This window comes from Paraburkholderia sp. SARCC-3016, assembly GCF_031119615.1.
Taxonomy (GTDB): Bacteria; Pseudomonadota; Gammaproteobacteria; order Burkholderiales; family Burkholderiaceae; genus Paraburkholderia.
On record NZ_JAVHZD010000036.1, the window covers coordinates 51527 to 69960 of the forward strand.

Annotated in this window: 22 protein-coding genes and 1 tRNA gene; 14 read left to right on the top strand and 9 right to left on the bottom strand. The window is 60.7% G+C overall.

Translation table 11 applies throughout. The annotated features are described in order from the left end of the window. From QYH69_RS29410 to QYH69_RS29445, 7 genes are all read right to left on the bottom strand, one after another. Complete coding sequence (locus QYH69_RS29410; RefSeq protein ID WP_374992520.1) at positions 1 to 2037, bottom strand: phage terminase large subunit family protein; 2037 nt, start codon at positions 2035 to 2037, stop codon at positions 1 to 3. Beyond that, on the bottom strand, positions 1964 to 2533 hold the full coding sequence (locus QYH69_RS29415; protein WP_308835208.1) for a helix-turn-helix domain-containing protein: 570 nt from the start codon (positions 2531 to 2533) through the stop codon (positions 1964 to 1966). The genes QYH69_RS29410 and QYH69_RS29415 overlap by 74 nt, the downstream gene beginning before the upstream one ends. A gap of 145 nt (positions 2534 to 2678) precedes the next feature. Next, the gene (locus tag QYH69_RS29420; protein ID WP_308835209.1) at positions 2679 to 3440 is read right to left on the bottom strand and encodes a hypothetical protein; all 762 of its coding nucleotides are present in this window, start codon (positions 3438 to 3440) and stop codon (positions 2679 to 2681) included. Between the two features lie 247 nt (positions 3441 to 3687). Continuing rightward, a complete protein-coding gene (locus QYH69_RS29425) occupies positions 3688 to 4476 on the bottom strand; it encodes a hypothetical protein (RefSeq protein WP_308835245.1) in 789 nt (262 codons plus the stop codon). A gap of 232 nt (positions 4477 to 4708) precedes the next feature. Further along, positions 4709 to 7429: a VapE domain-containing protein gene (locus tag QYH69_RS29430; RefSeq protein ID WP_308835210.1), complete on the bottom strand. Its 2721-nt coding sequence runs from the start codon at positions 7427 to 7429 to the stop codon at positions 4709 to 4711. Positions 7430 to 7972: 543 nt separating this feature from the next. Then, entirely contained in the window at positions 7973 to 8482 is a 510-nt protein-coding gene (locus tag QYH69_RS29440; protein ID WP_308835211.1) for a phage regulatory CII family protein, read from the bottom strand. A gap of 109 nt (positions 8483 to 8591) precedes the next feature. Continuing rightward, positions 8592 to 8819, bottom strand: a complete 228-nt coding sequence (locus QYH69_RS29445; RefSeq protein ID WP_308835212.1) for a hypothetical protein — start codon at positions 8817 to 8819, stop codon at positions 8592 to 8594. A gap of 119 nt (positions 8820 to 8938) precedes the next feature. Here QYH69_RS29445 and QYH69_RS29450 point away from each other — a divergent pair, with 119 nt between their 5' ends. The 13 genes from QYH69_RS29450 (at position 8939) to QYH69_RS29510 (ending at position 16608) form a co-directional block, all read left to right on the top strand. Then, positions 8939 to 9442: a helix-turn-helix domain-containing protein gene (locus tag QYH69_RS29450; protein ID WP_308835213.1), complete on the top strand. Its 504-nt coding sequence runs from the start codon at positions 8939 to 8941 to the stop codon at positions 9440 to 9442. Then, positions 9384 to 9863 (top strand): hypothetical protein, encoded by a 480-nt coding sequence (locus QYH69_RS29455; protein ID WP_308835214.1) that lies wholly within the window; start codon positions 9384 to 9386, stop codon positions 9861 to 9863. Before QYH69_RS29450 ends, QYH69_RS29455 begins: the two co-directional genes overlap by 59 nt. A 161-nt stretch (positions 9864 to 10024) precedes the next feature. Then, on the top strand, positions 10025 to 10261 hold the full coding sequence (locus tag QYH69_RS29460; RefSeq protein ID WP_308835215.1) for a hypothetical protein: 237 nt from the start codon (positions 10025 to 10027) through the stop codon (positions 10259 to 10261). An 8-nt stretch (positions 10262 to 10269) separates the two neighbouring features. After that, a complete protein-coding gene (locus QYH69_RS29465; RefSeq protein ID WP_308835216.1) occupies positions 10270 to 10473 on the top strand; it encodes a hypothetical protein in 204 nt (67 codons plus the stop codon). 117 nt (positions 10474 to 10590) lie between these two features. Beyond that, positions 10591 to 10827 (top strand): hypothetical protein, encoded by a 237-nt coding sequence (locus QYH69_RS29470; RefSeq protein ID WP_308835217.1) that lies wholly within the window; start codon positions 10591 to 10593, stop codon positions 10825 to 10827. Continuing rightward, on the top strand, positions 10824 to 11066 hold the full coding sequence (locus QYH69_RS29475; RefSeq protein ID WP_308835218.1) for a hypothetical protein: 243 nt from the start codon (positions 10824 to 10826) through the stop codon (positions 11064 to 11066). The genes QYH69_RS29470 and QYH69_RS29475 overlap by 4 nt, the downstream gene beginning before the upstream one ends. Continuing rightward, complete coding sequence (locus QYH69_RS29480) at positions 11056 to 11667, top strand: hypothetical protein (protein WP_308835219.1); 612 nt, start codon at positions 11056 to 11058, stop codon at positions 11665 to 11667. Before QYH69_RS29475 ends, QYH69_RS29480 begins: the two co-directional genes overlap by 11 nt. After that, positions 11660 to 12940 (top strand): hypothetical protein, encoded by a 1281-nt coding sequence (locus QYH69_RS29485; RefSeq protein WP_308835247.1) that lies wholly within the window; start codon positions 11660 to 11662, stop codon positions 12938 to 12940. Before QYH69_RS29480 ends, QYH69_RS29485 begins: the two co-directional genes overlap by 8 nt. Further along, a complete protein-coding gene (locus QYH69_RS29490) occupies positions 12937 to 13401 on the top strand; it encodes a hypothetical protein (RefSeq protein WP_308835220.1) in 465 nt (154 codons plus the stop codon). The genes QYH69_RS29485 and QYH69_RS29490 overlap by 4 nt, the downstream gene beginning before the upstream one ends. Beyond that, the gene (locus QYH69_RS29495; protein ID WP_308835221.1) at positions 13394 to 13924 is read left to right on the top strand and encodes a hypothetical protein; all 531 of its coding nucleotides are present in this window, start codon (positions 13394 to 13396) and stop codon (positions 13922 to 13924) included. Before QYH69_RS29490 ends, QYH69_RS29495 begins: the two co-directional genes overlap by 8 nt. Further along, on the top strand, positions 13921 to 14151 hold the full coding sequence (locus tag QYH69_RS29500; RefSeq protein ID WP_308835222.1) for a hypothetical protein: 231 nt from the start codon (positions 13921 to 13923) through the stop codon (positions 14149 to 14151). Before QYH69_RS29495 ends, QYH69_RS29500 begins: the two co-directional genes overlap by 4 nt. A 97-nt stretch (positions 14152 to 14248) precedes the next feature. After that, a complete protein-coding gene (locus QYH69_RS29505) occupies positions 14249 to 15688 on the top strand; it encodes a hypothetical protein (RefSeq protein ID WP_308835224.1) in 1440 nt (479 codons plus the stop codon). Positions 15689 to 15690: 2 nt separating this feature from the next. Continuing rightward, the gene (locus tag QYH69_RS29510; protein WP_308835225.1) at positions 15691 to 16608 is read left to right on the top strand and encodes a DNA adenine methylase; all 918 of its coding nucleotides are present in this window, start codon (positions 15691 to 15693) and stop codon (positions 16606 to 16608) included. A 2-nt stretch (positions 16609 to 16610) separates the two neighbouring features. On the opposite strand, the gene QYH69_RS29515 is transcribed toward QYH69_RS29510, so the two are convergent. Continuing rightward, positions 16611 to 17711, bottom strand: coding sequence for a tyrosine-type recombinase/integrase (locus QYH69_RS29515; RefSeq protein ID WP_308835227.1), 1101 nt, complete (start codon positions 17709 to 17711; stop codon positions 16611 to 16613). A 217-nt stretch (positions 17712 to 17928) separates the two neighbouring features. Between QYH69_RS29515 and QYH69_RS29520 the strand changes: the two genes are divergently transcribed. Further along, positions 17929 to 18003 (top strand) — tRNA-Arg (locus tag QYH69_RS29520). Positions 18004 to 18115: 112 nt separating this feature from the next. Here QYH69_RS29520 and QYH69_RS29525 read toward each other — a convergent pair. Next, entirely contained in the window at positions 18116 to 18421 is a 306-nt protein-coding gene (locus QYH69_RS29525) for a hypothetical protein (protein ID WP_308835228.1), read from the bottom strand. Positions 18422 to 18434: the final 13 nt, after the last annotated feature.

Consider the following 18434-nt stretch of genomic DNA (forward strand, 5'->3'; position numbering starts at 1 on the left):
TCAACGTCGTCCACTGAGATAGCGCGAGCGCGCGATCGGCCGGGGGCCGACAGGGCGTCGCGCAGGTTGCAGTACAGGCTGCGGCAGGACAGCCGGGGCAGTCACCGCTGATTCCGAGCGCACGCCGTCCGGAAAATCATCGAGCGGCGGTGCAGTCTCGCCGGATGGCAATGCCGTGATGACTGGCACGGTTTCAAACAGACCCGATTGCTGGAAACGCGCCTGCTCAACGAGCCAGTGCGCTTCCGTGAAGAGATGGATCTTCAGACTCCGTGCCGCATGCAGTGCGTACACCTCACCGTCGAGCGCCTCGTTTCTGCAGCCCACTTTCACCTGCCACACCGGCCGGCCGCCGCGGCGACCCGGCACCTTCACTTCGGCGGTCAGCTGCGCGAGATAGTCGTCGCGTACCGCGCGATACCAGTGCACGCGCCCCGGCCCATCGCCTTCGAGCTGCATGCGGTTGCCGAGGATCAGGTCCTTTGCCCTGACGGTTCCGACCGGATAGGAACGCAGACCGTACCTCGCCGCCTTGCTGTTCTCCTGATTGACGTCGACAGACTGGCGCGGCGCCGCGAAAATCTCGACGCCCGCATCGCGCGCCCCCTTGATCGCCATGATGGGAATACCTCGCGCACGCGCCGCACGCACGTACTTGTAGACGGCGTCCGACGTATTGCCGTCGCTCGAATCGATCGAGGCAGCGCGAACGCGTAGCACGCCGCCGGTCTCGTGCCGGTAGCCGGACATGAGGATCGTCGTGAGTGCGCCCCAGACGCCGTGCGAAAGAGGATCATTGCCCTGATCCAGCACGTTGCCGAATACCTCGCCCCAACAGACGAGCCAGCTTTCCTCTCCCCGACCCCATGCGCGGATGATGATCGCGAGGCGGTTGTGCTGCACGTCGATTCCGATCGTCAGCAGCAGGCCGCCGTCGGGCACCGTAAATGGCTCATAGTCGAGTGCCCGCATGGCGAGCTCGTCGAGCTCCGGCAGGCCGCTTCTGATCCTGTACGGACGCCCTTCCGTGTTGTTCACGAACGAGCGCATCTTCGTGTCGTCGCCCTGCTTCAGCGCGTGCTGCGCAACAAGGAACTTCCGGACCAGCACTTCCATGCGCGAGCCGGGAAACGGAGAGACGAGCTCTCCGACACGGAAGCCCGCCGTTCCCGGTGCGTGGGCCGTCTTCACCCAGCCGTAGTTTTCCAACTTCGACGTCTGCAGGACCGCGCGGAATTTCTTCGCGTCGTTCCAGATCGAGCCACAATGCGGGCAGACGTAATGCGCCGTCTCCGGCTGTGCGCGCCCGAACACCTGATGTTCGGCGGTGGCCTCGCTCGACCACCGGACATTCTCGAAGGCAAGCTCGTGGCGCTCATCGCAGTCCGGACACTGAACGAGATAGACCCGCGTGTCGGAAGCTTCGTACGCCTGCTGGATCCGGGAGAATCCGTCGACCGTCGGCGTACCGCCCAAAATAACTTTGCGGCGGCGATCCGAGTACGACTTCGTCCGCTCCTCGAGCAGCGTGATCGAATCACCCTGCTCCTTGACGTTCTCATTGGTGTCGTCCGGCTCCTCGACCATGACGACAGGCGCGGACGTCGACTTGACGTCGTCCGGCGCGTTCGATGTGACGAGCTTCAGGAAGCCGCGCGGGAACGCCTTGTGATTCCACAGGTTGTCCGTGTCGCGGGCCTTCGTGACCGGGATGATTTCGTTGAGCACCGGCGTCGCCTCGATCGCCGGCTTGAGCTTTTCCTTGAAGAAGCTCTGCGCCGTCTTAAGCTTCGGAAACAGCACGATCATCGGACACGGGTCCGTGTGAATCCGCTTGCCGATGTAGTTCATCAGCACGCCATCGGTCCACGCGACCTGCGCCGATTTCATGCAGATGACTTTCTGGATTTTCGGATCGTCGAGCGCCGCGTGCATGCCGTACACCCAGGGCGTCAGCTCCGGGTTATAGCGGCCCTCCTTGGCCGAGCTCTTCGCTGAAAGACGACGATAGCGCCTCGCCCAGTCCGTCGTTCCCACCCGCAGCGGTGGTGTCAGCCGGGCGCGCAGGCGCGCGGTCAGCGCGCCCACCGCCTGCGTCGTGTCCAGATAGCTCGGCGAGAGCGTTGATGACATACTCATTGACCAGCTCCACGTCAACGTCGATGCCATGAAGCGTGCGGATGTCATCGACGATCTTCTCTGGCAGCGACAGCAGTTCGGCGCGGAACGAGTCGACCATCTGGCCGTACGCCACTTCGAGCTGCGTAGCGTTCACCAGCTGGTTGCGCTTCTCTGCCAGCTCGAGCAGCTTGAGCTCGCGCGTGATGCGCTCGGTCATCGCGCGCTCGGCCACGAGATCGATGCCGTTTTCGCTACGGTTGCCGGCCGCGAGGCCGCGCAGATGTTCGATGTACGCAAGCCGGATCTCGTCGAGCGAGGCGGAACGCCAGTCGATTTCGAGCCGGTTAAGCTGATTGGAAACAGCCTGCTGGCTGATGCCGAGGTGCTCGGCGATGACTGCCTGGGTGGGCATCTTTACAACCCCCTGGTCGGCGCCGTTAGTGCAAAAAACTCGGGGCTCGAATTACCCGCATCCGCCCGATTTTTCAGGGGCCCCCGACAGATGAGAAAGAGTTGCATTGCGATACCCAGCCCTTTCATCCGGCCTTCGAGAGACGCTATCGCCGTCGCGTCTTCACAGCCATTTGCAATGCCGCCGCCATCTCGGTCGGGAACGTGGCCGCTGCCGTGTCGTCGCCGACCTGATCGAACGGAAAGCGCTCCGCGTAGTGCGGTGCACGCACGAACATGAGAATCGGCCGCACCGCGTAACCCGACGCGAACCTGTATCGCGCCCACACACCGGGCGGCAAACTGCCATTGCCCGGCCTGCCAACAAAGAACCTGGCGTCGGCAGACGGGTTGCGTCGACGCCGACGCTTGCGCGATTGCCCGGTCTCGTTCTGCGCGCGATCGCGTGATGCCTGCAGCTGCGCGAGGATCTGCGAATACTGCCCGCGACTGAAGTTGCCGAACGCATCGAGCTTTGCAGCGGAGCCAGGCACAACGTACATGTCGGCCGGCAGCAGGCCGCGCGCGCGCAACAGCGCTTCTATGCGCTTGACGTGACGGTCTCCGCCTTCTGCCTGCGGCGCCAGGTACTTGGTTGCCGACGTGCCCTTGAACGTATCGTCTTTGTAGCGCACCTGGACCAGCAGGTTTGTCTTCGTCGCGCGCTTCACGTACAGCGCGTTCATCGTGTATGGCGTTGGCCGGTCAAACACGTCTCGCATCGTCTTCAGTTCGGCGGCCATCACCGCGTTACCGGTCCGGTTCAGCGCGACTGAGGCCGCGAACGGCAACTGGTCCTGCAGGTGATCGTCAATCGCCGCATCGAGCTGCGATGTGTCGACCTTCAGCGAAAACGTCGGATTGGACATGCCCGATCCAAAGCAAAAAGCCCTGACGCTTGCGCGCTCAGGGCTTGGATATTCACGTTTCGTCGGGCCGAACGGGGGCCGAACGATTCCTTGCAGGCTCTTATCGGTATTGGTCGCGGCGCTCCCGCGATACTCTGCGTCTGCGAGGACAGGGCTGCACCACGAGTCGGCGGGTGCTCCGTTTGTCCAGTGACTCGGTAAAGGACGCCCGAAGTATATTCCGCGGATTTCTTGGAATGCAACAGTTTCATGCTCGCACCTGTCGCATGACTGTGCCCGCTGCACTGCTGTCGACCTTGTCGAGCAGGGCCAGCATGCCAACAAAGTATCGCTCCCACTGATTCCGGTAGACGTCGAGCGTCACGCCCAACGCCAATGCCCGTGCAGCTGCGTCGGCTGGATATCGCCCAGACCCGCCGCAACGCGGACAGATCTGTCGTCCGACACGCTTCACTTCCCGCTCGACGCGGACAATGCCTCGCCCATTGCAGGCGCCACACCGTTCGTACTCCCGATATACGATCGGTCCCTTGCCGTTCGCACTTGCTGCAAACGGAATCCGTTCTTCGCTTACGCACACGAACCGCGAGCCCGCGCAGGTGGCGCACTGCACTTCTTCGACATACATTGTGCGACGGCGCCCTGATCGACCGATGACGCCGCGACCCTCGCAGTGCGTGCACAGGTCGACGACCCATTCGACGATGACTCGACGTGCGAAACGCTCCACGATATCGGCCTTCTCCCGCTCGACCCGCTTGCCCGCATCACGATCGCGACGTGCCGCGCGATCAAGCCCGGTGAACTTCGCACGCTCGAACTTGCCTGCGTGCCGGATCCGGCTTGCGAGCAATAGCGTCGCGCGGTGCAAACCCGATTGACGCACGTCCTGCCCGTACTTCATTCGCCACAGCAGACGCCCAAGGTCATTGGCGAACGCAAGCGCACCCAAAGTTACTTGGGGATCGGCGATCGGGTCCGATAGCTGCCCGCGCACATTCATCGCAATCCCGGCCTGCTCTTTTACGTCGATCATCATTACCCCCTTACCGTCCCAACGTCCCATGTCCCAAAGACAAAAGGTCGCAGGTGCGTGCGCGCTCGCGACATGCGCGCCCTCTCACGTGCACGTCGCGCACGTCGCACGCATGCACGCACACGTGAGGGAGACGCTCGGGACGTCGGGACATGGGACGAAATCCAGCGCGCCATGGCTGCCGCAAAAGCGCGCCGACATGCGCGACGCAGCGCGCCGGACCGGCGCAAAATCACAGCGGGCTATCATCGTCGCCCCCCTCTGTCGAATACACCGGAGCTGGCGCCGCAGCGGGCTGTTGGGGCACGTAGTACCACTCGCGATCGCCCGTCGTCTCCCGCTGTCGCGTCCAGCCAAGCCGCTTGAGTGCCTTGCCAACGCGCCGCTGTTCGGCGGGCGTCTGCTTGGTGATCTCGATCTTGAGGATGTCATCAAGCACCTCCTCCATCGTCACGCGCGGCCGGTACTTGAGTTCGCGCGCGATCTTCACCTCGAGCACGTCGCCCTCGAAACGTGCTTCCTGTTCCTCCTGGAACAGTGGCTTCTCTTCGGGCTTAACGCGCCACGGTGCCCATATCTGGCCGCCTGCGTCGGCGTTCTCCCGCTGCCACCGACGATATTCGTGAACCGCCTCTGCCCAGATCTGATCTCGGTTTTCGGCAAGGCCGGAAATGTCGAGAACATCGCCGCAGCGTGCGGGCCAGTAGCGGCGCCCGCCCGATTCATCCTTCAGGTACACATCGAAGTTGACCGTGCCGCCAAAGACGCTCTGTCGGGGCACATCGATGGCACGCTTCGCGTACGGTGGCCTGTAGGTATCCACGGCGACGGTGAAGAATCGCTTCGAACTGGAGGAATCGCTCTTGTTGAGCGCGTCGAGTTCGGCTAGCTCAATGACCCACTTCCCGGCCATGACCGCGTAAGAATCCTTGTCGCCGATAACAATGTTGGCGTCGGTGAACCACCGCTCGCCGAAGAGCGTACGGAACGCATTCGATTTGCCACCGTCCTGTGCGCCTTCAAGGATCAGCACGTTGTCCATCTTGCAGCCGGGCTGCATGACGCGGCCTACGGCGCCGAGCAGATACTTGTAGCCGGCGAGCCGCGTATATTCGTTATCGTCGGCATGCAGCCATCGATGCAGCCAGAAGCGCAGACGCTCTGTGCCGTCCCACGTCAGGCCGTTGAGATAGTCGCGTACCTCGTGATAGCGATTGCGATCGGCGACGAGGAACACCGCCTGCGCGATGATGTCTGCACGCGGGCTGAATCCCCATCCCTGCCCAAGCCAAAGCGCCAGACGCGAATCGTCGGCGTCGGTCCACTCACCCACCTCGCCACCCTCGAAAGGCGGCGGGCGACGCTTTACGATCCGCAGCGCGAACTGCTCGAAGGCAAGCACGCCCGTCCAACGACGATCATTCGAAAGGATCAGGAACACGTTGTCGATGGTCGGAAGGATTGCGCCAGATTTTTCTGCGCGACGCAGATCCCGCATCCATGTGTACGCGCCGTTCTCCGCTTCGCGACCGTCCCATTCCTCCGGCGCCGCGCCAGCGGACGTTGCGTCGACACTCGTGGCTGCCGCAAGCACGGAGCGCATGCCGTTATCCGACGGCGCGGACACTATGCCCGTGTGCTCCATTGCCTCAAGCAGCCGGGCGGCCCGGTTATAGCCGATCTTCAGCTCGCGTTGAACGAGCGAGATCGACGCGCGTCGGGCCGCACGCACGACAGAAACCGCCTTGTCGAATAGCGGATCGTCACCCGATAAGTCGGATCGTAGCCATGTCGTTCTGTGAGCCAAGGAGTTGGTAGAATGTTTTGTCTTCCTAAGACCGCTTGGCCTCCGACTTTGCAGCCCCTCTTCGCAATGCAGATCATTGAAGTCGGTCAGCTTGCGCATGCCACGATCGGCGAAGCGCGGACACACGACGCTCGCATTGCCTACCTCGGCCATCGCTTCGTGCGCGCGCTTCATGCCGGCATTCTCGAAGCGCTTGCGCCGCTCAAGCACAACATCGTTGCCGTAGGTCAGCTCGAGATAGCCGACACCGTGATCGTCCCGATGAACGGCCGCGGAGACCATGTACCACGTCTTGTTGGACTCGATCCTGACCGGGTCCGCACCAATCTCCAACTCGCCCGAATATCCGAGCTGCTCGGCGAGAAACTCGCGCATGCGCTGCTCGATCGTCCAATCGTCGTCGGCACAAATCAGCAGATGCAGATCCGGGTAAGTCGCGCGCAGATATCGTGCTGCAGACAGGATGCCGCCCGCGTCGAAACAGACGCATGCGGGAATGGCCTCGCCGGTCGACATGCGGATCGTGCGCACGGTTGCATAGCCCTCGCCGAGCATCGCAATCTTGTCGTCAGCACCGATTTCGCCGAGCAGGTAGGAGGCGCCCTTTTTCTCCATCCCTGTGTTGAACCGCTTTGCGCCCTCCGGCGTGATCTTCTGCAACCCGACAAGGCGTATCTTGTCCGCGTACTGGAACATGGGTACGAAAAGCGTGCCGTCGCTATCAAAGCGGACGCCCTCCGGCGTTATCTGCTTGCGCTCGAGATAGCCCGACGTACCTTCAGCGCTCGCACGCTGCCATTGATCGCGTGCGCGATTCGCCGCGAGCTTCGCTTTTTGCAGGCGTTTCTCTTCTTCAGACCGCTCGGCCGCCTCCTGCCTGCGCCTGGTCTCCGTGAGGTCCTCCGGACTGAGCTGCGCACCATCCCACTGGAAGCGCTCAGTGCCGGGATCGTCGCCGGAAAAATGTCCGTACGTGCCGGAGTAGCCAATCACAACGCCCTTGCTGACAACCTCCCGCAACTGATACCACCACTTCTTTCGTGGCCCGTATCGATGGTGCTTGCCATCGGCCACTGGATGCCCTGCAGGCAGCTCGGGATGGCCGGCAGCCTGCAGCTGCGCAAAGATCCGGTCTAGCGATGACATTCCGCAATCCTCCGTTCACGTTCGCGAAGGTGCGAGAAATCCCGCCACGACGCGCGGCCTGCAACGTACGTCTGCGGCCCCGACGACAAGCGTCGAATGAACTGGTTACGCCGGCGTAGCGATGAACTGACGCTCCCCAAAGTCACTTTGCGGTCCCCCGTTATTTGCTACGTAGACGCCGCCATTCGACGGCCATAAGATCATCAAAGCGCTGCAGATCCGCAGCGCTCAACCCGTTCGCAAACTGGCCTCGACACACGTGGCGTTCCGTTTTCGTGGGAAGTGCAGCGCAGTGCAACGCAACCCGCTCGACGAAGGCGCCTATCACGGCCGCAAGAACGCAGGCATCCCGCACAAGTGCAAGATGTTCTGGAAAGGTCCGAATGAGGGAGGCGATAAGACGGACGACGTCATCGGGCGCATACTCGGCCGACCACGTCAGCGCGGTGGCTGCGCACGCGAGCTGCTGATTGACGTCGCATGACAGATCAATCCGCTCGCGGTGCGGATTGCAACAGGACATCCCCGGTCGAAACAGCATGTCTAGCGTGCGCTTCTCGTGCTGACCCGCCGTACCGTCTGCACAAGGCGGTCGATCATCCGTTGACTGCCTCGAGCTGCGGCGACAATGTCGTCGGCCTCGCGGAGATTGATTTTCCCGTCGTCGAGCGCGGCCCGCACTTCTTCCGCCACCAGGCCCGTATGTTTCGCGACTTCGAGCGCATGCGATGCCACCGCAGTAACCGTGTCACCTGCAGCAATCGGATCCGCCCGTGTCGCACGCATGCCGAATCGTTCGTTAAGCGCGTATAACGCATCGAGGTAGTGGTCCTGCCGCTTCTCCTCCATCCACTCGATGAGCAGTTCGAACATTTCCATGGAGAGGCGGTTTTCGCCTTCGCCGCGCAGCCGGAGACGCAACGATTCAGTGCCAATGCTCTTGCCGCGACGGTTCGTCAGAAACTGAGCCGCATCTGCCACGCCCCCTGGCGTATCGCGAACTGACGTGTACAACACGTCAAGCCATTCTGTGCCGCTGTATCTGCATGTCATTTGAACCCCATTCTTTGTAGATACGGCTTTTCATTCTGTTTGCCGCTCAAAGCCAGACGTACGATCCACATCACACCGTGGTGCATCTCGCCAAGGTCACCCCAGGCGATCAGTGATTGGGATTCCTGTCGTGGCTAATCTCCGGTCGATCAGGCAGACAGGCAAAGTAGTCATAGAGGGTTTGAACCGTCGAAATACGAGGGTCGGTAACGATGCGACAGGCGATCTTCGTGAGGGTCTGATAAGGCACTCCGCTTTGCTCGGAGATTTGCGGCCACTTGCCGCGTACAGCATCCAAGCGGCGCAGGACGCAATCCAGCATCTTTTCCTTCGGCATTTTTGGGGCCTATTCTTACGGAAGTGTCGCGATAATATCCTGGTAGGGATATTTCCTCAAGTGGACATATACGTAACAATATCCCTCATGGGTTATCCAGATTCGGCAATATCAGCCGCATGAAAAGGAAACCTCTCAGAGAAGTGTTAGCCGAAAACGTCCGCGCTCAGATGAGCAGGAACGTAGCAATCGATACGCAGCAGAAGCTCGCCAAACGCGCGGGCATCTCGCAAAGTTCGGTTGCCCGCGTGCTAGCCGGAAATGTGGACACCCAGATCAGCATCTTGGCGGCGCTGGCGGCTGCCATTGGCGTGCAGCCGGGCCGGTTATTGGAAGACGAAGCGTCAGCGCCCGACCTACAGATCGACCGCGAGCGGTTCGCAAAGCTGCCTATAGGCGAGCGAGCCAAGATACAAAGCTATATCGATTTCGTGATGGCGCAGCCGAGTGCCGACGAGGCAGGCGCCCTCTCGTTGTCGCAAAAGCTGACACAGACAAAAGAACAACAAGACCAAACACGTCGGGCCGCTCAACGTCCAATTTCGAAGGATTCGTTGAGCATCCATGAAAAGAAAGACGAGAACCTACCGGGGAATAGAAAGAACCGAAGGGGAAACCAGTAACATCCTCCGTTTTCCAACGCCGGAAACCCATAACGTTGCTGCCCGCCAGCAACTTGTACGCAGCAAGCTAGCCGACCTCATCCGCGTAAGCGAACGGGCTTCGCCCGTTGCTCTGGCACTGGCAGCAGTGCTTCCCGACGGGAGCGTGGAGTTTTCGGCGACCGCGATCGAACAGGAGTTTGCCGAGCCTGTCGCGGATGCACTTGACCGACTATCCACAACGCTGCGATTCCACGCCGCCTCTACGCAGCGCACGAATCTATCGCAGCGAGGGTCCGCGGCACTGGCACCCTTGATTTCCCTAGCCTTTATGGCAGCGACGTACGTGAATGAAATCGCGTGGCTTGATTCCGCACTGATGCTGCTGGGTCAGGTGGCAATCGGTATTGCACTGAACCGCACAAGATCGCGTCGGCGGTGATCCGTTTGGGGGTATTACATCCCAACTCACTTTGCATATTTTGAGGCAAAACGCATAACTCCACTTTGAGATATCCCCAAGAGGATTGACATTAGATATCCCTACGGGGATACTCCGGCACGTACTGCCTCATCCGAGGCAGTGCCAACCCGGGAGATCCCATGAAAAGCATCACGCACATCGATGCAAACGCTGAGGCTCGACGCACATGGCTGCTGGCACTTCAGAGCGCGCCGACCGCATCGACGAACGTCGCGTCAAACGCTCAAAGTGACTTTGAAAAGTCGTTTGCCTTTCGCCTCGCACTCGTCATCACGGTCGTCGTGATCGGCATCAACCTTTTCTCATCGCCTCCGCCGCCTGCCCGGCCCGCACCGAGCAATCACGCGACGGTCTAGGGACCGGCATGTCCGAGCGGATCCCTGTCACCGATGTCGACATCGTTCGCGAGTTCCGGCTTCGCCGCATTCGCGGATCCGCTACTGACGCCATCACCAACGCCGCACTCCGCATCTGCCTCGCGAACTGTGCCGAGTTACGAAAAAAGCAAAAGCAGCCGGACCAACCCACGCCGGATGGCAAGCGTCTCGCCGCTGGCGACACCGAGTAACGAAAAATGAAAAGAGCAATCTTCGCCGCACCACCGGAACCGAGCCGGAGAGACACGCTCGGCACACGCACCATTGTCAGATACGACCCGCGCGCACCGCGCCCGACGACGTCAGTCATGGTCGGCAAGTACGTCGTCGCACGCCGTCCGCTTACGGACAGCGTGCACACCCTGTACATGGTGATGGACGGGGCCGAAGTAGTCGGCACGTCGATCTCCTACCCGAGCGAAGGAGACTGCGCATCGTTCTTCTCGCGTCGCAAGCAGCAGCGTGCGGCAGCGCTTACCGCGTCGGCGATCGAGAAAGCGAAGAAGCGCAAGCCCCGAGCGCTCCGCATAAAGGAGGCCGCATGACATTCGCCCTCCTGGTCGCACTCGCCACCTGCGCCGCGGTCTGGTTCCTCACAGGCCCCTCGCGTCAACGAGTATTCGGCATGCTGCTTGGCCTCGCCGATTCCTTTCTTTGGCTCTACGCCGGGATCAACGCCGGCAAGATCGCCGTCGTCGCCATTGCCGGGTTCTGCGCGCTGTGTTTCATGCGGCCCGCCCTGCGTCACCTCTTCCAGGGCATGCGGGGGCGACATGCGCAATGACCTCTCTCCGATTGCGAAGCATCTGATATTGATGTTCAGCCGCTGCACGACGTATATGACCGCGGAACAGGTCCGCGCGCAGCTGCCGGACGCGGACAAATCGGCGCTCTTCGATGAACTGCTGATGCTGTCCCGCTCCGAGGTCGTTTGTCGCGGCATAGCAACCAGCACACAAGAACTGGTGTACTGGTTTGCCGACAATGGGAAGCCGGCAGGCGTCGACTACTGGATACACGCTCGGCGACCTGCCTCACGGGTCATGACGGACGCCGATGTAGGCGGCATCCCACCGCGCACCGGCAGCACGCTTCCGACTGCGCCCGGCCTGCTCGACAAAGCGGTCGGCCACATGCGTGCCCGAGCCGCTCAATACGATCAACCAGAAGGCGAGCGAAGCATGGGCGCAACCGTGATCGCCTTTAACGCCGTAACCGGGCGCGATCTCGCCGAGTCGGAAGGCTGGCTGTTGCTGCAACTGCTTAAGGACGTTCGCCTGTTTCAGGCGCCGGGTTATCACGCCGATAGCGCAGAGGACTGCATCGCGTACGCCGCGCTGAAGGGCGAAGCGAAGGCGCGTGAAGCGGAGGCTGCTCATGAATAAGACCCGCTCGCTTCCGCTCGACGAGCCGATCGTCACTGGCAATACCAAGGCCGCCGTTAAAGCCGCGGGCGGCAAGTCCGCAGATCTTTGGATGCTGCCGTTCGACAAGATCCATTTCGATCCGCGCGATAACGTGCGCCCGCTCGACACTGCATGGGCGAAGCACCTCGCACAGCTGATTCAGTCGAACGGGTACGACAAGAGCCAGCCGCTGCATTGCTACATCCGCAAGGTCAATGGCGAAGACCTCGTGTATCTGTGGAAAGGGCAACACCGCTATCACGGCACCCGCATCGCGATCGACAATGGATTCGATCCCGGCCTCATCCCGGTCGTTATCGCCGACGCGAAGACGGTCGACCGCGTCAATCTGATTTTCGGCGGCCTCACGAGCAACGACAGCAAGGCGAACTCGCCGCTGGATCTCGCCGAGAAGATCATCGAGCTGCGCGAACAGCACGGCATCGACAACGCGACGATCTGCAAGCGGCTCGAAATCACGGACCAGACCATCCGCGACGTACTGCTGCTCGCCAGCGGTCCATTCGAGCTACACAAGCTTGTGCGCGCCGGCACGATATCGAGCACGCTCGCGATCCAGCAGATCCGCCAGCACGGCGCCGGTAAAGCGCTCGATCGCATCGCCAGGGGCATCGAGCAGGCGCAGGCAGACGGCAGGACCAAGGTGACGAAAAAGCACGTCGAAAAGGCTGCAGCGCCAAAGGCGCAGAAGATCACCGACACGCAGGCAAAGCAACTTTTGCAGGCGCTGCAGTCCGTCCTGCATGACCCGGTTTTTGGAAAGCTTTCACCTGGCACGATCGCGGGCGTACACGCCGCTCTTTCGCCTCATGCGGACCTGCTGGATGCAGTACCCGCCAAACGCTCCAAATACCGCATCAGCAAGCCTAATGCGCACGGCGTCTACGCCGACCACGACACGATCAAGGCGCCACTTTTCAAGCGGTCGGGCAAGCATCCGTACGAGATCCATCTTGCACAGGTCGCCGCCGGCAAATGGATTTTCAGTACATCCTATTCGATCGGAACCGGCTCCGGATCCAGCCCCTGCACGCTGCGTGATAACGCCCCAACGCACCCCACGCGGGGCCAAGCGATTCGCGCTGCTGTGAAGCAAATTACGCGTGAAATGGAGGATCCGCGAAAGAGAGACGCGAAGGAAGCGCCCGGCGTTCACGCATGGCTTAACAAGCTCTGGCAAGCACCCGACCCGGACTGGACGGAAGATCTGGCAAAGGAGCCTGTCCAATGACGCACTCCCCGGCCCCCTCTACCCCACGTCCGCTGCCGCGCAAGCGGGAACAGGCGGAAAAGCGTCCGAGGCTCGCGCTTGCTGGCAACGCTCCGGCGCGCGTCTCTGGCGTTGACAGCAACGACGGCGGGCTAACGCCCGCTATCCAGACCAACGAAGCGCCGTTTGCGCGGCGAAAACCAGTCCAGACGAACGAAGCCACGTCGGATTCCCGACGTGGCCACCTTGAGCGCGTGGACACCCTTCGCGCCCAGATCCGCCTGCTGGTCGAGCAGATATCGCTCGCGGCCGACGTCGAGCTGCTAGACCTCATGCGCGACGAGGTAGGCAGCTATAGCCGGCACAAAGCCGCGCAGGACGCACGCACGTGGGCCGCGACTGCTGGCGTCACGCTTGAAACCGGTTTGATGCAGCTCGAGCGAGCACTGCAATCCACTTCCCCCGAGGCACACCATGGATAACAAGACGCTTCTCGCTGTGCATGCGCTGGCCTGTACCGCCGTCGCACGCATCGACCGCAATCTGTCCACGGCCGACGACCAGTTCTGGCCGGTTTATCTACGTGCCGCCCTGATCGAGATCATGCCAATCGCGGCCGAATTGCGCGATCTCGTGACGCCAGGCGTTCTTGCAGCGCTTTCCGAACGGCGCCGTCAGTCCGTTGACGAAGGCTTCGACGCTGCGCACGACGACGAACACGATGCCGGCGAGCTCGCGGCTGCGGCCGCAGCCTATGCCCTCGCCGCTGCCGACAAACTGCATCCGTTCTCGCAAGGCGACGGCGGATACTCGGACGGCCGACCGCCCGTTATGTGGCCGTGGGATCCGACATGGTGGAAGCCGTCGACACCGCAGCGAGATCTCGAAAAGGCTGCAGCGCTGATCATCGCCGAAATCGAGAAAATGGATAGCTCGATGGCAGGTCACGCATCCGAGGCCCTGCGGGCAACCCACTTCACGCAGGCAGGAGGCACATCACGATGAAACTTCTCACGCGCGCATACATTCTCGAAAACTACGGCGTGCGCCTGAACATGGCGCAGCTCTCGCGGCTGCTCGTGATGTCGGAAGGCACGATCCGAAACCAGATCAGCGCCGAGACTTTTCCGATTCCCACGTACAAAGAGGGTGGCGCCCGTTTCGCGCCGTACGACGCGGTGGCCGACTACCTCGATGGTATGTCCGAGAAAGCCCGTAGTGAAAATGCATAGCGCAACTTTACCGCGAACGCCGCACCACAGCCTCTGGCGCGCCATTATGATTTCCGGTATACCGTCACAATCCAAAAATTACCTTCCCGGGGGAACAATGGCGGTCAATTCAGCATGGACAACGCAAGACCTCGATCCAAGAAAAATTCTGTTGGACGTTCGCAATCCGCGGATCGAGCTCGGGCCGAACGCATCGCAAGAAGAGATACGGTTGAAGTTGCTGAAGCTGGAAGAGGTGTTGGCGCTCGCGCGATCTATCGCCAAAAGCGACGGCTTGTTCCAGGGCGAACGGATCATCACAGTCATCGAAAACAATAAGCAGGTGGTGCTTGAGGGCAATCGCCGCGTCGCTGCATGCCAAATGCTTTTGAATCCATCACTGATTCCGGACGAGTACAAGGGGCGATTCCCTGAACCTAGCACTGCGCTAAAAGCAACTTTACGGGAAATAGGCGCGGACGTAGCGCCGACTCGGCAAGCCGCCGAGCCGATTTTGACAAAAAGGCACACCGAACGCGGAGTCAAGGCGTGGTCTCCCGTCGCGAAGATGAGACGGGCCGTTCGACTGCTGGAGCGGATGTCGGTTGACGAAGTCGCAGAACTGCTCGGGACGACGCCAGGTGCCGTTAGGAAGTTAATTAGGCCCTATCGGCTGCTTAAGTACGCGCTCGACCTTACCGTCTGGAGCGAAGATGAGCGAACCGTCCTCGAAGACGAGAAGCTCAAAACCAATCCATACACTCGCTTTTTTACGTTGGCAGATACCCAGCAAATCTTGCGGCTGTCGTTCGACGAACAGCAGAATCCAGTCAGCGAATTGCCAGAGGCCATCTTCCGCAAGCAGATGACGAAGATCGCAAGAGACTTCCTGATACCCGACCCCGTCACAGGACGCCCGCAGTGCGATACTCGCACCGTGCCGGCAGTATATTTCGAAGAATTTCTCAAAACGCCGGCGGGCAAGAAAGCGGCAAAAGCAGCAGGAAAGGATGGCTTCGCCGGCGCCTTCAATACGAAATCCGACGATCAAGGCGAACCAGGCAAGAAAGACCCAGCAGGTTCGAAGGGCGGCACCGCGGACCCTAAGCCTCCTCGTGCATCTGTATTCTTCGAAAATCTCGCGTGTCACGTCGTAGACGACAACCTGATCAAGTTGACGCAAGAAATAAAAACTATCAACCATCAAAGGATGCCGATCGCCGCTTCACTAATGACTCGCGCGCTTTTCGAATGCGCGCTCGTCTATCAGATCAAGAAAGCAAAGAAGTGGGGCGAAGTACTTAAGATGGCCCCACAGAACAAGCCAGGCTGGGACCCAGGGCTGGGCGATCTGATCAAGTTCGCAAAGAATTTTGACAACGGCGTATTCACTGAGCGGAACATCTGCAAGGCACTGGCAAGTCACATCACGGATCAGGCCAAAAACTACCTGGACGCTATGACGCATATCAAGTACCAAGGGGTCGACGCTTCGATCCTCGAGTCTTACGCGAATCATTTGCGCGGTACCATCAAATACATATTGGAAGACAACTGACGATGGCTAAGAGAAAAAGCGCTATGCCTCGTAACGAGCCTTTAAGTCCGCTGCGCTATCCCGGCGGAAAGGCGCGACTGGCAGCATATATAAGCGGCGTAATTGAAGAGAACTACCTCAATGGCTGCACCTTTTACGAGCCGTTTGCCGGCGGGGCATCTGTATCCCTCGAACTTCTGAGACTCGGGTTCGTGAGCGACGCGGTACTCATTGAGAAAGATCCCTTGGTGTATGCGTTCTGGTCATGCGTTTTCAATCGAACCGAGGAGCTCTGCGCAGCTGTCGATGCCTGCCCCGTGTCTATGGAGACGTGGCAGCAACTGCAGCCAACTCGCGAGGTCTTGGACCCGACGGATGACCGATTCACCCTCTTGCAACTCGGTACGGCTGGCTTGTTCTTCAATCGCACCAACTTTTCGGGCATTATCGGCGCGGGTCCGATCGGCGGCGAGGGTCAAGCTTCACGGTACAAGATCGATTGCAGATTTAATAAAGACAAGATCATCAGGCAGATCCGCGCAGCGGCGGCGTTTTCGGGTCGCGTCAGCATGCACTGGGGCGATGCGATTTCGTTCATGACCGCGAATACCGAACAGATATCGACCGGCTTTTCGTTCGTCTATGTCGATCCGCCCTACTACCAGCAGGGACGCAAACTGTACCGCCACCACTATGACGATGCAGACCACGCAAATCTTGCGGCGTTCCTGCAGAACCAGGCCTACCCGTGGCTGCTAAGCTACGACGACCATCCCCGCATCCGCGAGCTGTACGCTGATAACACTGTCCAGCCGATCTACCTCGACTACAACGTTAAATCGAGTCGCACCGCCCAGGAACTTGCGATATCGAACCTCGTGATCCCGGTTCCGGTGTATGAAGGCACGCCGCTGTCGTACGAAGCCGAGATCGACGCATAACTTCATCCGTCATTCGCGACCAGCTTCAGTCGCCCCTTCTTCGCAACCTGAGCGGGATCCAGATTTGTGTACCGCTTCAGGTTGCGCCAGTCCTTGTGGCCCGTCACGGTTGCTACTTCCGGAATTTCCCATCCCGCCTCGAATAACGCACTGGTTGCCTCGTGCCGCAGATCGTGCAGATGCAGGTCGACGATGCCCTTCGCATCACATGCCTGCTTGAAATACTTGCTTGCTGTGCCCTTGTCGAACCGGAAGATGAACTCGTTCCTGTGCGGCGGCAACGTTGGATCCTGCGCCCGCTTCTGGGCATAGCCCTCAGGCACCGGATATCGCGCCTGACGCATCAGGATCTCGTATGAATCGCCGATCAGCGGGATCCATTCATCATTACCCTTCTTCTGCCGGGGATGCTTGCGGTCGCGCACCAGCGCAAGGTGCTGCGCGTGATCGAGATCCGTCCACATCAGCTGAAAGAGCTCGCCGCGCCTGAAGGCGCACTGCATGGCCACGCGCAGAAGATCGGGCATCGCCTGTTCGCGCTCAGGGTGCTCGGCGAACCACGCGAAGATCTTCCCGATTTCGTCCGGCGTCGGCCGCCGCTCGCGCCTGTTGCCGGGCGCGATCAGCTGCAGGTGATGCAGCGTCGGCCGCGCGGCGCCGACAACGTCGGGCAGCGTGATGTCGAGCAGCGACGCCATATGCCGCATCACGGTGCCGAGCTTCGAAATGTCCATGTCGACGGTGTAGCCACCGGCGCCGGCCTTGCGGCGCTGCTGTGCGAACCTGACGATGCGCTGCGTGTTCAGCTGCGCCGCAAAGTCACTTTCGAACTCGTCCTTCAGGCGCTGGAGGATGTAGTCCTCGTTGGACTTGTCCGTGACCGGCCGGCCCGACTCGCTGCGCGCGGCGCGGTACTTCGTGACGAGCTCGCCGACCTTGACGGTCGCCGCGTCGGCCGCATGGTGGCCGTTCTCGATCTCGACTTCCCGCTCGCGCGCCCAGGCCTCGGCGGCGCCCTTGGTGCGGAAGGTCTTTGCTATACTCTGCCCTCGCTTGCGCACCTGGGCACGCCAGCGATTGCCGACTGGCAGGATCGAAGCCATGGTTCTTCCGTCCGGAAAAACTGTAGCAGTGCCAGATCGCAGGAAGCTGCTACAGGGTGGTTTTGTAGCAGAATTGTAGCAGGGACAGACTCAAACTTTGCTACATTGCAGTTCACGGCGCTTCATTAGGAACGAAGCACAAAAGCCGTAAACGCCCACGGGACAAGGCTCCGGCCAGTAGCAGCAAGGCTCCGGTCCATCCCGTTACTGCTATCCTCTCCCTGTAGTTCAATGGATAGAACAAGTGCCTCCTAAGCGCTAGATACAGGTTCGATTCCTGTCAGGGGGACCAGTTAGCGGCACAAGTCATTTCCATCGCGCGGCTTCGTGCCGCGTCTTGCCGCCTTGCCACAAGCCGGCTCTTCGGCACCGGCCGCCGTATGCGGCGAATGAACGGCCGACGCCTATGGCCCTTCCTGCGGCGCCCGCCGATTACACGCATGAGGATTCGGACCATACGCATGCGCGCCCGAATGCACCGCCGCCGCGTTCGCGACCATTAGAAGCGCAAGCCTGCCCACATCGAAAGTAGTTTCCCCATCGCCGAAGCGGATCGGCGCCGCGGTCCATGCGCCGCAATCCGCATCGGCTGCATTGCGCGGTGCCGCGGCAGTCATGCTGTAGTTCAGATTGTCCTTGACGACGTCGGCGCGCGCGGCAGTCGATGCGGACAAGATCAGCAATGCGAAGGCGAGAGTGAGTGTTCTCATCGCGGCATCCCGG

Bases quoted from the DNA above. Each gene is read 5' to 3' on its own strand.
- QYH69_RS29495 (WP_308835221.1), top strand. From the start codon at position 13,394: ATGGATAACAAGACGCTTCTCGCTGTGCATGCGCTGGCCTGTACCGCC.
- QYH69_RS29505 (WP_308835224.1), top strand. From the start codon at position 14,249: ATGGCGGTCAATTCAGCATGGACAACGCAAGACCTCGATCCAAGAAAA.
- QYH69_RS29470 (WP_308835217.1), top strand. From the start codon at position 10,591: ATGGTCGGCAAGTACGTCGTCGCACGCCGTCCGCTTACGGACAGCGTG.
- QYH69_RS29415 (WP_308835208.1), bottom strand. From the start codon at position 2,533: ATGCCCACCCAGGCAGTCATCGCCGAGCACCTCGGCATCAGCCAGCAG.
- QYH69_RS29440 (WP_308835211.1), bottom strand. From the start codon at position 8,482: ATGACATGCAGATACAGCGGCACAGAATGGCTTGACGTGTTGTACACG.
- QYH69_RS29510 (WP_308835225.1), top strand. From the start codon at position 15,691: ATGGCTAAGAGAAAAAGCGCTATGCCTCGTAACGAGCCTTTAAGTCCG.
- QYH69_RS29475 (WP_308835218.1), top strand. From the start codon at position 10,824: ATGACATTCGCCCTCCTGGTCGCACTCGCCACCTGCGCCGCGGTCTGG.
- QYH69_RS29455 (WP_308835214.1), top strand. From the start codon at position 9,384: ATGAAAAGAAAGACGAGAACCTACCGGGGAATAGAAAGAACCGAAGGG.
- QYH69_RS29525 (WP_308835228.1), bottom strand. From the start codon at position 18,421: ATGAGAACACTCACTCTCGCCTTCGCATTGCTGATCTTGTCCGCATCG.
- QYH69_RS29450 (WP_308835213.1), top strand. From the start codon at position 8,939: ATGAAAAGGAAACCTCTCAGAGAAGTGTTAGCCGAAAACGTCCGCGCT.
- QYH69_RS29445 (WP_308835212.1), bottom strand. From the start codon at position 8,819: ATGCCGAAGGAAAAGATGCTGGATTGCGTCCTGCGCCGCTTGGATGCT.
- QYH69_RS29425 (WP_308835245.1), bottom strand. From the start codon at position 4,476: ATGATCGACGTAAAAGAGCAGGCCGGGATTGCGATGAATGTGCGCGGG.
- QYH69_RS29420 (WP_308835209.1), bottom strand. From the start codon at position 3,440: ATGTCCAATCCGACGTTTTCGCTGAAGGTCGACACATCGCAGCTCGAT.
- QYH69_RS29460 (WP_308835215.1), top strand. From the start codon at position 10,025: ATGAAAAGCATCACGCACATCGATGCAAACGCTGAGGCTCGACGCACA.
- QYH69_RS29490 (WP_308835220.1), top strand. From the start codon at position 12,937: ATGACGCACTCCCCGGCCCCCTCTACCCCACGTCCGCTGCCGCGCAAG.
- QYH69_RS29480 (WP_308835219.1), top strand. From the start codon at position 11,056: ATGCGCAATGACCTCTCTCCGATTGCGAAGCATCTGATATTGATGTTC.
- QYH69_RS29485 (WP_308835247.1), top strand. From the start codon at position 11,660: ATGAATAAGACCCGCTCGCTTCCGCTCGACGAGCCGATCGTCACTGGC.
- QYH69_RS29515 (WP_308835227.1), bottom strand. From the start codon at position 17,711: ATGGCTTCGATCCTGCCAGTCGGCAATCGCTGGCGTGCCCAGGTGCGC.
- QYH69_RS29500 (WP_308835222.1), top strand. From the start codon at position 13,921: ATGAAACTTCTCACGCGCGCATACATTCTCGAAAACTACGGCGTGCGC.
- QYH69_RS29465 (WP_308835216.1), top strand. From the start codon at position 10,270: ATGTCCGAGCGGATCCCTGTCACCGATGTCGACATCGTTCGCGAGTTC.
- QYH69_RS29430 (WP_308835210.1), bottom strand. From the start codon at position 7,429: ATGTCATCGCTAGACCGGATCTTTGCGCAGCTGCAGGCTGCCGGCCAT.